Source organism: Pseudochelatococcus lubricantis, assembly GCF_011762225.1.
Lineage (GTDB): Bacteria > Pseudomonadota > Alphaproteobacteria > Rhizobiales > Beijerinckiaceae > Pseudochelatococcus > Pseudochelatococcus lubricantis.
Window position 1 is genome coordinate 402,447 of the sequence record NZ_JAASQI010000001.1, and the last position, 12,017, is coordinate 414,463.

A 12,017-nucleotide genomic window follows, 5' to 3' on the forward strand; every position below is an offset into this window, starting at 1 on the left:
GGCTCCTGGCACCGCGGGCGTCGGGCCGATGCGCCTTGACAGGCGCGTTCCCGTCCGTTTCATCTCCTGCGGAAAGAAGCGTGCCGCGCGGCGCGCTCCCGTGGTGTCGCGCCCCGGCGCGCCAGAAGACGAGTATGCAAGTTGAGTGCGATGGAAAAGACTTTCGAGCCCGCGGCCGTCGAGGCGCGCATTTCGAGTTCCTGGGAAGAGGCGGGCGCTTTCCGTGCCGGCCGGCCGGACCGCAGGGCGGCGGCGCCTTATTCCATCGTCATTCCGCCGCCCAACGTCACCGGCTCCCTGCACATGGGCCATGCGCTCAACAATACGTTGCAGGACATCCTGTGCCGGTTCGAGCGCATGCGCGGCAAGGACGTGCTCTGGCAGCCGGGCATGGACCACGCGGGCATCGCCACGCAGATGGTGGTGGAGCGTCAGCTCGCCGAGCGCCAGCAGCCCGGCCGGCGCGAGATGGGGCGGGAAGCCTTCGTCGCGCGCGTATGGGAATGGAAGGCAGAGTCGGGCGGCACCATCGGCCGCCAGTTGCGCCGCCTCGGCGCTTCCTGCGACTGGTCGCGCGAGCGCTTCACCATGGACGAGGGCCTGTCGCGGGCGGTGCGCAAGGTCTTCGTGCAGCTCCACCGCGACGGCCTGATCTATAAGGACAAGCGCCTCGTCAACTGGGATCCGCGCTTCCAGACGGCGATCTCTGACATCGAGGTGCAGCAGGTGGAAGTGAAGGGCCATCTGTGGCACCTGCGCTATCCGGTTGCGGACGAGCCGGGCCGCTTCATCGTCGTGGCCACCACGCGCCCCGAGACCATGTTGGGCGACGTGGCCGTGGCCGTGCATCCGGACGACGAGCGCTACCGCGATCTCGTCGGCAAGGATGTGCTGCTGCCACTCGTCGGCCGGCGCATTCCGGTCGTCGCCGACAGCTATTCCGATCCCGAGAAGGGCACCGGCGCGGTCAAGATCACGCCCGCGCACGATTTCAACGACTTCGAGGTCGGCAAGCGCCACGGCCTGCGGCTCATCAACGTGCTCGGGCCGGAGGCGGAGGTGCGCATCGTCGGCAACGAGGATTTCCTGCGCGGCGCCACGCCCGGCCCGGATCTCGACGCGGTGCTGGCGCTGGAGGGCGTGGACCGCGCCAAGGCCCGCAAGGCCGTCGTCGCCCTGCTGGAGGAGCGGGAACTCGTCGAGACGATCGAGCCGCACACGCACATGGTGCCACACGGCGACCGTTCGGGCGTCGTCATCGAGCCGTGGCTGACGGATCAGTGGTACGTCAACGTCAAGCCGCTGGCGGAAAAGGCGTTGAAGGCCGTGCGCGACGAGCGCACCGTCTTCATTCCGCGCAACTGGGAAAAGACCTTTTTCGACTGGCTGGAGAACATCGAGCCGTGGTGCATCTCGCGGCAATTGTGGTGGGGCCACCAGATCCCGGCGTGGTATGGGCCGGACGGCCACGCCTTCGTCGCCGGGACGGAGGAGGAGGCGCGCGACGCGGCCATCCGCCACTACGGCAACAGCGACGTCACGCTCACCCGCGACGAGGACGTGCTCGATACGTGGTTCTCGTCGGCGCTGTGGCCGTTCTCGACGCTCGGCTGGCCGGACGAGACGCCCGAGCTGAAGCGCTTCTACCCCACCAGCACGCTGGTGACGGGCTTCGACATCATCTTCTTCTGGGTGGCCCGCATGATGATGATGGGGCTGCACATTCTGGATGAGGTGCCGTTCCGCAACGTCTACATCCATGCGCTGGTGCGTGACGAGCGCGGCGCGAAGATGTCGAAGTCGAAGGGCAACGTCATCGATCCGCTCGATCTCGTCGATCGCTACGGCGCGGATGCGCTGCGCTTCACCCTCGCGGCCATGGCTGCACAGGGGCGGGACATCAAACTGTCCACACAGCGCGTCGAGGGCTACCGGAACTTCGCCACCAAGCTGTGGAACGCCGCCCGCTTCGCCGAGATGAACGGCTGCGTGCGCGTGGCGGGCTTCGATCCGGCCGACGTGAAGGAAACGCTCAATCGCTGGATCGTCTCGGCGGCGGGGCGGGCGACCGCGGAAATCACGACGGCGCTGGAGGAATTCCGCTTCAACGAGGCCGCGGGCGGGGCGTATCGCTTCGTCTGGAACCTGTTCTGCGACTGGTATCTCGAACTGGCGAAGCCCGTCCTGCAAGGAGAGGACGGACTTGCGAAGGACGAAACGCGCGCTACCGTCGCCTGGGTGATCGACGAGATCGCCAAGCTGCTGCATCCCTTCATGCCGTTCCTCACCGAGGAGCTGTGGGCGATCAAGGGCGCGGAAGGCCCGGCGCGCGACGGTCTGCTCACGCTCAGCTCCTGGCCCGTTCCCGTCGCGATCGGCGGGGAGGCGGCGGAGGCCGAGATCGGCTGGGTGATCGAACTCGTTTCCGCGATCCGGTCCGTGCGCTCGGAGATGAACGTGCCGGCCGGCGCGCAGATTCCGCTGGCGCTCGTCGCCGCCTCGCCGCAGACGCTGGAGCGCGCGCAGCGCTGGCGCGAGATCGTGGCGCGGCTTGCACGCCTGTCGGGCATCGACTTCGTGGACGCCGCCCCCGCGGGCGCGGTCCAGCTCATCGTCTATGGCGAGGTGGCCGCGCTACCGCTCGCCGGCATCATCGACCTCGACGCCGAGCGCGCGCGTCTGAAGAAGGAGGCCGAGAAGCTGGTGGCGGACATTGCCCGTATCGACGCCAAGCTCGGCAATGCGGACTTCATCGCCCGCGCGCCGGAGGAAATAGTCGACGAGCAGCACGAGCGCCGCGCCGAGGCCGAAGCGCGCCACAGGCAGATCGCGGCGGCGCTGGAGCAGCTTGCGGCGCTGGGATGAGGGTGCCCGCCGGCAGGCGTGGCTTTTCTGCCACGCCTGCGGCTTTGTTGCATCGGGGGTGTATCGGCATGTGCCAAATACCTGTATTGCCGCGATGCCGCCATAAAGGGCGCGCTTCATAGGCTGCGATGAAACGGAAGCCGGCTTCGCAGTATACCGGTTTCGTTCGCGTGCCAGTTGGCTGGCATGAACGGTGTCGCGGCAGGTGGGGACGGGTAGAGCGGGTGCAGTGATGTTGGCGTGCTTTTCGATGCGAGCGCTGAAATAAATGAAATACGCTCGGAATGGCTCGGTCGTACTGTATTGCGTGGCGTCTTGTCTTGCCGCAGGTGTGTTTTCGTTCCCGGCGCGCGCGGACAATCTCGCCCAGGCGGCTCTCGCACCCGTGAAAACGAACGAGGGCGCTGCCAATCCGATCGAGGCGGCCAATCCTCTCCAGTCCCAGCCGCAGGGCGGCTTCAAATCCGTGGGCGATGCGTTCCGCAGCGGCATTCGTGACTACAATGCGGGCGACAAGACCGGCGCGGTGCGCGCGCTGCAATATGCCGCCATGCAGGGGCATACGGTGTCGCTGTGGAAGCTCGGACGCATGTTCGCGGAAGGCGACGGCGTCGACCACGACGATTTGAAGGCCTTCGAGTATTTCTCCCAGATCGCGGACCGCTATGCCGACGAAAGCCCCGGCACACGGCAAGCGCCGTTCGTGTCGAGCGCGTTCGTGGCACTCGGCGGCTACTTTCTGGACGGTATTGCAGGCAGCTACGTCAAGGCCGATGTCAGCCGCGCCGTGGACATGTTCCAGTACGCGGCGTCCTACTACGGCGACCCGGACGGGCAATACGCGCTTGCGCGCCTCTATCTGGACGGGCAGGGCGTGCCGAAGGACCCGCGCCAGGCGGCGCGCTGGCTGAAGCTGGCCGCTGAAAAAGGGCACAGGCAGGCGCAGGCGCTGCTCGGCAATCTGCTGGTGTCGGGCCAGGGCGTGCCGCGCCAGCCGGGACTGGGCCTCATGTGGCTGACGCTGGCGCGCGACGGCTCCGACGCCGACAAGGATGCGTGGATCGCCGAACTCCACGACAAGAACTTTGCCGCGGCAAGCGAGGCGGATCGGAAGCAGGCCCTTTCCTACCTTGAGCAATACATTCGTAAAAAGCAGTAAACATTTCCCTAAGGCCTCGGCGGGAAAAGTGGATACAGGTGGATATCGCTTTTCCCTTCCGTGATCGCCCGCAGCCCGTGTTCAGAGGTCGAGGTCGATCGAAACCGGCACGTGGTCGGACGGTTTCTCGTGCGCGCGCATCTGCTTGTGGATGTGTGCGGCCTTGAGGTGGTCGGCCGCCTGCGGCGACAGCAGCAGGTGGTCGATGCGGATGCCGTTGTTCTTCTGCCACGCGCCAGCCTGATAGTCCCAGAAGGTATAGAGCCCGTCCCGGTCGTCGCAGGCGCGCACGGCTTCCGTGAGGCCGAGATTGAGAAGCGACTGGAACTTCGCGCGGCTCTGCGGCAGGTACAGCGCATCGCCCGTCCATTGCTCGGGATGGGCGGCGTCGCGTGCCTGGGGGATGACGTTGTAGTCGCCGGCTAGCGCGAAGGGCTCCTCCAGAGCCAGCAGCGTGCGTGCGTGGTCGGCGAGGCGGTCGAGCCACTTCAGCTTGTAGGGATACTTTTCGCTGTCGGGCGGGTTGCCGTTGGGCAGGTAGAGCGAGGCTACGCGCACCGCGCCGGTTTTCACGGAAACCACGGCCTCGATATAGCGGGCCTGTTCGTCGCCGTCGTCGCCGGGCAGGCCGCGCGTCACGTCCTCCAGCGGCAGGCGGGAGACGATGGCGACACCGTTGAAGGTCTTCTGCCCGTTCACCGCCACGTTGTAGCCCTTGTCCTCGATCTGCGCGCGCGGGAAGGCGTCATCGACGCATTTGATTTCCTGCAGGCAGAGAATGTCCGGCTTCGCCTCGTCGAGGAACGCGGTCAGGTGGTCGATCCGCAGGCGGACGGAATTGATGTTCCAGGTAGCGATGCGCAGCATGGTGTTTTTTCCGTTGTGGTGAGTCAGCCGGCCCGTAGCAGGCGGATGGCCTCGTCGCGTTCGAAGAGATAGAGCAGGACGCGCAACGCCTGCCCGCGTTCGGACGCGAGGCCGGGGTCGCGCTCCAGCACGAGGCGCGCGTCGTCGCGGGCGATGCGCAGCAGGTCCGCGTCGTCGTCAAGGCGCGCCAGATGGAAGACGGGCGCGCCGGACTGCCGGGTGCCGAGAATTTCGCCCTCGCCCCGCAGTTTCAGATCTTCCTCGGCGATGCGGAAGCCGTCCTCCGTCTCGCGCATGATGGCGATGCGCGCCTTCGCCACCTCGCCGAGCGGCGCCTTGTAGACCAGCAGGCAGGTGGAGGCGCCGCTGCCGCGCCCGATGCGCCCGCGGAGTTGGTGAAGCTGCGCGAGCCCGAAGCGCTCTGCGTGCTCGATCACCATGATGGTGGCCTCCGGCACGTCGACGCCGACCTCGATCACCGTTGTGGCGACGAGAATCCGCGTTTCGCCGCGCTGGAAGGCGCTCATGGCGGCATCCTTGTCGCGCCCGTTCATCTTGCCATGCAGCAGGCCCACGACCGGGCCGAAGATGCGCTGCAGATCCTCGAAGCGCTCCTGCGCGGCGGCGACATCGATGGTTTCCGATTCGGCCACGAGCGGGCAGACCCAGTAGACCCGCGCGCCGCGCGCCAGCGCCCGGTGCAGGCCGTCGATCACCTCGTGCAGACGCTCCAGCGGCAGGGCGCGCGTGTCGATGGGCTGGCGGCCTGCGGGCTTCTCCTTCAGCAGCGATACGTCCATGTCGCCGAAGCAGGTGAGCGTCAGCGTGCGCGGAATCGGGGTCGCGGTCATCACCAGCATGTCGACGCCGTCGCCCTTGCGGCTCAGTGCAAAGCGCTGATGGACGCCGAAACGGTGCTGTTCGTCGATGACGGCAAGCGCGAGATCGTGGAAGGCGACGGCCTCCTGAAACAACGCATGGGTGCCGATGACGATCTGCGCCTCGCCCGATTCGAGCGCGGCAAGCGTCGCCGCGCGTGCCGCGCCCTTCTCGCGGCCCGTCAGCAGCGCGACGTTGATGCCGGCGGCGCGCGCCAGCGGTTCCAGGCGGGCGAAATGCTGGCGGGCCAGAATATCCGTTGGGGCCATCAGCGCCGCCTGCCGCCTGGCTTCGACCACGCCCGCCATGGCCAGCAGGGCGACCACCGTCTTGCCCGATCCGACATCGCCCTGCAGCAGGCGCAGCATGCGCTGTGGCTCCGCCAGATCGCGGCGGATATCCGCGACCGCCTGCTGCTGCCCGCCGGTGAGCCGGAAGGGCAGCGCCTTCGTGAGCGCATCGACGAGACGGCCGTCGCCGACAGTCACCCGCCCGGCCGCCTTCCGGTGCGTGGCGCGCATCAGCGCCAGCGCCAGTTGCGAGGCGAGCAGTTCGTCATAGGCGAGGCGCTTGCGCGTCCGGCTTTCGGGCGCGAGAGCCGCGGCCGATTCGGGCCTGTGCAGCGCCGTGAGCGCCGTGGCGAAATCGGGATACTGCTGTCGGGCGAGCCAGGCCGCGTCCTGCCATTCCGGCAGGTGCGGCAGGCGGTCGGCCAGCGCCGCCTGCGCGATTCGGGCGATGGTGCGTGAGGCGAGCCCTTCCGTCTGGCCGTAGACGGGCTCTATCAGCGGCTGGTCGCGCGCCTCCTCCTCCGTCATGATCCGGTCGGGGTGCACCATCTGGCGGAACCCTTCCCAGAACTCGATCCGGCCGGAAACCACGCGGGTCGCGCCGAGCGGCAGCATCTTGTCGATGCGTGCTTGCGTGGTGGAGAAGAATACCAGCGTGACGTCGCCGGTGCCATCCTCCACCAGCACGCGGAACGGCGCACGCGCCCGGCCGGTCGGCGGCGGGCGATGCTCCGCCACGCGCACCGTGAGCGTCACGATATCGCCCTCTTGCGTGTCGCGGATCGGGGGGCGGCTGCTGCGGTCGATGACGGAATGGGGCAGGTGAAACAGCAGGTCGACGACCCGCGCGGGTCTTTCCGCCGTCCCCAGCAGCCGGTCGAACAGCGCGCCCAGACGCGGCCCCACCCCCGGCAACACCGTGACGGGCGCAAACAGCGGGTCGAGCAGGGCAGGGCGCATGCGGGCGGCGATCCGGGCGTTGAGGTCGGCGAGACGCTGGTGACAGAAGCGAACGTACACGCTATATAGTCCAGCCGAACGCCCGTGGCGACCATATGTCTTTCAAGGGACAAATCATGAACAGTTTTTCAGAGGCAGATGGCGATGCCCAGGGGGCCGATCTCTCGGGCGGGCTTGCGCTCGACGCGCGGCGCAGGCGCATCCGTTTTCGCGCCTGGCATCGTGGCACGCGCGAGATGGACATGGTGCTCGGCCCCTTCGTCGACGCGGAACTCGACGCGCTCGACGAGGAGACGGTGGCGGAGCTGGAGCGCCTGATGGCGCTTCCCGACCGCGACCTCTTCACGTGGTTCAGCACGGGCGAGGTGCCGCCCGCGAACGACACGCCGATCTTCCGGCGAATCAAGGCGTTCCACACGCACCAATCCCCGATCAACGTCTGAGTTGCTGCCGGCCTGACGCATGTCCCAGTTGAAACGCGCCGTCGATGCCCTTGCGCGGGGCGACAGTCCAACCATCGCCAGCGTTCCGGACGGCTACGATGTCATCGTCGTGGCGGAGCTGGCGCGCGGCCTGCGCGAGAAGGAACTGCCCGCCGTCCTCGTGCACGTGGCGCGCGACGACCGCCGCATGGCGGCGCTCGAAGCCGGGCTCGCTTTCGCCGCGCCCGAGATCGAGGTGCTGTCGTTCCCCGGCTGGGACTGCCAGCCCTACGACCGCGTGTCGCCCACCTCGGCGGTGACGGCGCGGCGCATGATGACGTTGGCGCGGCTCGCGCGCACGCGCTCGTCGGAGCAGAAACCGCGCGTCGTGCTCACCACCGTCAATGCGCTCCTGCAAAGGGTGCCGCCTCTGCGGCAGGTGGCGACGGAGACGTTCTCGGCCGCGCCCGGCAACGCCATCGATATGGACAGGCTGGTCGAGTGGCTGGAGGTGAACGGCTTCGCGCGCACGCCGACCGTGCGCGACACGGGCGAATATGCCGTGCGCGGCGGCATCGTCGATCTTTTCGCGCCGGGCCTGGCCGAACCGATTCGCCTCGACTTCTTCGGTGATACGCTCGAATCGATCCGCGCCTTCGATCCCGAGACCCAGCGCACCACCCATCAGTTGCGTTCGCTCGATCTCGTGCCGATGAGCGAGGCGAAGATCACCACCGAGACGATCCGGCGTTTCAGGCAGGGTTACGTCAAGGCCTTCGGGGCGGCGACCCGCGACGACACATTATATGAAGCCGTGTCGGAGGGGCGCCGCCATCCCGGTCTCGAACACTGGCTGCCGCTGCTGCACGACCGTCTCGACACCCTGTTCGACTACCTGCCCGGCGTGCCGCTGGTGCTCGATTCGCTGTCGGGCGAAGCGGCGGTCGAGCGCTTCGCGCAGGTGCGCGACTACTACGAGGCGCGCAGGGCGGCGGCCGGTGATCCGGCGCGTTCCGGCGCCGGCACGCCCTACAATCCGCTGCCGCCCGGGCAGCTCTACCTCACGGAGAGCGAATGGGCCGAGCGGCAGGCGACGCTTCCGCTGGCGCGGCTCACGCCCTTTCACGAGCCGGACGACGCGGCGCGCATGGTCATCGACGCGGGGGCGAAGCCTGGCCGCAACTTCGCGCCCGAGCGGGTGGACGACACGGCCAACGTGTTCAAGGCCGCCGTCGATCATGTGCGCGACCTCACGCAGGCGAAGAAGCGCGTGGTGATCGCAGCGTGGTCGGACGGCTCGCGTGAGCGCCTGTCGCACGTGCTGGCCGACCACGGCCTGAAGCCGTTGACGAACGTCGGGCGTCTCGATGTCGCGCTGGCGCTGCCGCGTAACGAGGTGGCGCTCGCCGTCTGGGGGCTGGAGGCCGGTTTCGAGACGGCGAATCTCGCCGTCATCGGCGAGCAGGACATTCTGGGCGACCGCCTCGTACGCCAGAAGCGCAAGGCGCGCCGTGCGCAGGATGTCATCACCGAGGCGGCCGGCCTTTCGGCGGGCGATCTCGTCGTGCATGTCGACCACGGCATTGGCCGTTTCGTGGACCTGAAGACGATTACGGCCGCCGGCGCGCCGCTGGACTGCCTCGAAATCCACTATGCGGGCGGCGACAAGCTGTTCCTGCCGGTGGTCAACATCGAACTGCTGTCGCGCTACGGCTCCGAGGATACCGAGGTGCCGCTCGACAAGCTCGGCGGCGGCGCCTGGCAGGCCCGCAAGGCCAAGCTCAAGCAGCGTATCCGCATGATGGCGGGCGAGCTGATCAAGGTCGCTGCCGACCGCGCCATGCGCGAGGCGCCGCGGATCGAGGTGCCGGCCGGCCTCTACGACGAATTCGCCGCCCGCTTCCCGTATGAGGAGACGGACGACCAGCAGAGCGCCATCGACGCGGTGCTCGACGATCTGGCCGCCGGCCGTCCGATGGACCGGCTGGTGTGCGGCGACGTCGGCTTCGGCAAGACGGAGGTCGCGCTGCGCGCCGCCTTTGCCGTCGCGCTATCCGGCCACCAGGTGGCGGTCGTTGTGCCGACGACGCTGCTCGCGCGCCAGCATTACAACGGTTTCGCGGAGCGCTTCCAGGGGCTCCCGGTGCGCATCGCGCAGATGTCGCGCTTCGTTTCCGCTCCGGAGCTGAAGAAGGTGAAGGCCGGGCTCGCGGACGGAACCGTCGACATCGTGGTCGGCACCCACGCCGTGCTGTCGAAAACCATCCGCTTCAATGACCTGGGCCTCATCATCATCGATGAGGAGCAGCATTTCGGCGTTGCCCACAAGGAGCGGCTGAAACAGTGGCGGGCGGAGGTGCATGTGCTCACGCTCTCGGCGACGCCGATCCCGCGCACGCTGCAGCTGGCGCTCACCGGCGTGCGCGAGCTGTCGATCATCGCCACGCCGCCGGTGGACCGCCTCGCCGTGCGCACCTTCGTGATGCCGTTCGACGGGCTATCGATCCGCGAGGCGCTGCTGCGCGAGCGCTATCGCGGCGGGCAGTCCTTCTACGTCTGCCCGCGCATCGACGATCTTGCCGAGGTCAAGACGTTCCTCGACAGGGAGGTGCCGGAGGCCAAGGTCGCGGTGGCGCACGGGCAGATGCCGGCGGGCCAGCTTGAGGACATCATGACCGCCTTCTACGAGGGCAGGTTCGACATTCTGCTGTCGACGACCATCGTCGAATCGGGCCTCGACATCCCGCGCGCCAACACGCTGGTGGTGCATCGCGCCGATATGTTCGGTCTGGCGCAGCTCTACCAGTTGCGGGGGCGTGTCGGACGCTCCAAGACGCGCGCCTACGCGCTGTTCACCGTTCCCGCCAAGCGGCGCATCACGGCGACCGCCGAGAAGCGCCTCGAAGTGCTGCAGTCGCTCGACACGCTGGGCGCGGGCTTTATGCTGGCAAGCCACGATCTCGACATTCGCGGCGCCGGCAACCTGCTGGGCGACGAGCAGTCCGGCCATATCCGCGAGGTCGGTTACGAGCTTTACCAGCAGATGCTGGAGGAGGCCGTGGCGCAGTTGAAGTCTGGCGCCGCGGACGAGGAGGCGGAGGACCAGTGGTCGCCGACGATCACCATCGGCACGCCGGTGATGATCCCGGAAAATTACGTCGCCGACCTGCAATTGCGCCTCGACATCTATCGCCGCCTCTCCACCATCGACGAGGACCGCGAGATCGAGGCGTTCGGCGCGGAACTCGTCGACCGGTTCGGCCCGCTGCCGGAGGAGGTGGAACAACTGTTGCGCATCGTCGCCATCAAGGCACTGTGCCGTCGCGCGAATGTCGAGAAGATCGAGGCAGGCCCCAAGGGCGTGATCGTGTCGTTCCGCAACAACGCTTTCGCCAACCCGGCCGGACTCGTGTCCTACGTGGCCGGGCACGGGTCGCTCGCCAAGGTGCGGCCGGACATGCGCGTCGTGTTCATCGATTCGTTCGACAACGCCGAACAGCGGCTGAAGGGCGCTTCCACGATCCTGAAGAATCTGGTGCGCATCGCGGAGCGCCCGATCAAGGCGGCGTGAGGCTGTTCAGCAGATAGGCAAGGCCGGTGAGGGCGCCGAGCAGCACGATCTGGTGCGTCAGGTAAATGACGAGGCTGTTGCGGCCGGCGAACACGAGAAGGCGCCCGATGGCACCTTCCGCACGCCACGCGCGCGCCTCCTCGGGGATATAGGGCGCCAGCCATCGCCAGACCGCGATGCCGGCGAGCACGAAGGCGAACCAGGGAAACACCGGCACATAGTCGTTGCTGAGGGGCGGAATGACGCCGAGGCCGAGCCACGACAGCCACCACGCCTCGAAGGCGGGTGAGGCGACGGCCCACGGCAGGGCTAGCGCCGCCAGCGCGGCGGCGGCCACCAGCCACAGCGGTGCGCGCAGGAACGGCAAGGCGAGCACGCTGCAAAGCGCGATGCAATGCAGAATGCCGAAGAAGATGAAGCTTTGCGGAAAGGCGAACCACGACCCCACGGTGACGGCGAGCGCCGCGCCGGCGATCACCGCGAGGCGACGCAGGAACGTTGACCAGCGGATGCCGCGGCCATGCGCCAGTACCAGCCCGATCCCGGAAATCGCGAGAAAGGAGCCGGCGATCGTCTTCGCGTAAAGGCGCAGCCATGGATCGGTGGCGGCGTTGATATCGGAAAAGCCGGTGAAGTACAGGTCCCACGCGAGATGGTAGGAGATCATCGCCGCAATCGCGAGCCCGCGTGCAACGTCGAGCGCGGGGATGCGCCCGGGCGCGCGTTCACCGGACGGAGCGGGGCGTCGGCCTGTCATGCAGCGTGACCTTCATCTTCGCATGGTATGGGAGAAGACGTTTTCGATTCCGAAGTAACGGCATTCGGACTAGACTCGCAAGCGTGGCGTGAAACAAAGGTACGGACGGCGAGGTGCACGATGCGGCAATCGCACCTTGACCGGATCAGGGCGTGTGCCGGCGGTCGCGGCCGCAAGCGCGGGGGAGGCGTTGCTGTCGGCGTCGATGCAGTTGCGGCCACAAAGGCTGTGCGTGAATCACAAAGAT

7 protein-coding genes are annotated in these 12,017 nt (G+C 67.6%); 4 read left to right on the forward strand and 3 right to left on the reverse strand.

What is annotated here, in order from left to right:
- Nucleotides 1–150 precede the first annotated feature (150 nt).
- Together FHS82_RS01750 and FHS82_RS01755 are read left to right on the forward strand one after the other, a co-directional pair.
- Nucleotides 151–2,865, forward strand: coding sequence for a valine--tRNA ligase (locus FHS82_RS01750; protein WP_166948889.1), 2,715 nt, complete (start codon nt 151–153; stop codon nt 2,863–2,865).
- Between the two features lie 385 nt (nt 2,866–3,250).
- Nucleotides 3,251–4,024, forward strand: coding sequence for a tetratricopeptide repeat protein (locus tag FHS82_RS01755; RefSeq protein WP_377591155.1), 774 nt, complete (start codon nt 3,251–3,253; stop codon nt 4,022–4,024).
- 81 nt (nt 4,025–4,105) lie between these two features.
- On the opposite strand, the gene xth is transcribed toward FHS82_RS01755, so the two are convergent.
- The gene (gene xth, locus FHS82_RS01760) at nt 4,106–4,888 is read right to left on the reverse strand and encodes an exodeoxyribonuclease III (protein WP_166948891.1); all 783 of its coding nucleotides are present in this window, start codon (nt 4,886–4,888) and stop codon (nt 4,106–4,108) included.
- A gap of 26 nt (nt 4,889–4,914) precedes the next feature.
- Nucleotides 4,915–7,020: an ATP-dependent DNA helicase RecG gene (recG, locus tag FHS82_RS01765; RefSeq protein WP_166948893.1), complete on the reverse strand. Its 2,106-nt coding sequence runs from the start codon at nt 7,018–7,020 to the stop codon at nt 4,915–4,917.
- A gap of 116 nt (nt 7,021–7,136) precedes the next feature.
- Here recG and FHS82_RS01770 point away from each other — a divergent pair, with 116 nt between their 5' ends.
- Nucleotides 7,137–7,463 carry an FAD assembly factor SdhE gene (locus FHS82_RS01770; RefSeq protein ID WP_166948086.1) on the forward strand — a complete coding sequence of 109 codons (327 nt, stop codon included), beginning with the start codon at nt 7,137–7,139 and terminating at the stop codon, nt 7,461–7,463.
- Between the two features lie 19 nt (nt 7,464–7,482).
- A complete protein-coding gene (gene mfd / locus FHS82_RS01775; RefSeq protein ID WP_166948088.1) occupies nt 7,483–11,013 on the forward strand; it encodes a transcription-repair coupling factor in 3,531 nt (1,176 codons plus the stop codon).
- Here mfd and FHS82_RS01780 read toward each other — a convergent pair.
- Entirely contained in the window at nt 11,000–11,770 is a 771-nt protein-coding gene (locus FHS82_RS01780; RefSeq protein WP_166948090.1) for a heparan-alpha-glucosaminide N-acetyltransferase, read from the reverse strand. The two genes, mfd and FHS82_RS01780, sit on opposite strands and share 14 nt — an antisense overlap.
- Nucleotides 11,771–12,017: the final 247 nt, after the last annotated feature.

Excerpts from the sequence above, each read along its gene's own strand:
- FHS82_RS01750 (WP_166948889.1), top strand. The coding sequence starts at position 151 with ATGGAAAAGACTTTCGAGCCCGCGGCCGTCGAGGCGCGCATTTCGAGT.
- recG (WP_166948893.1), bottom strand. The coding sequence starts at position 7,020 with ATGCGCCCTGCCCTGCTCGACCCGCTGTTTGCGCCCGTCACGGTGTTG.
- FHS82_RS01770 (WP_166948086.1), top strand. The coding sequence starts at position 7,137 with ATGAACAGTTTTTCAGAGGCAGATGGCGATGCCCAGGGGGCCGATCTC.
- mfd (WP_166948088.1), top strand. The coding sequence starts at position 7,483 with ATGTCCCAGTTGAAACGCGCCGTCGATGCCCTTGCGCGGGGCGACAGT.
- FHS82_RS01780 (WP_166948090.1), bottom strand. The coding sequence starts at position 11,770 with ATGACAGGCCGACGCCCCGCTCCGTCCGGTGAACGCGCGCCCGGGCGC.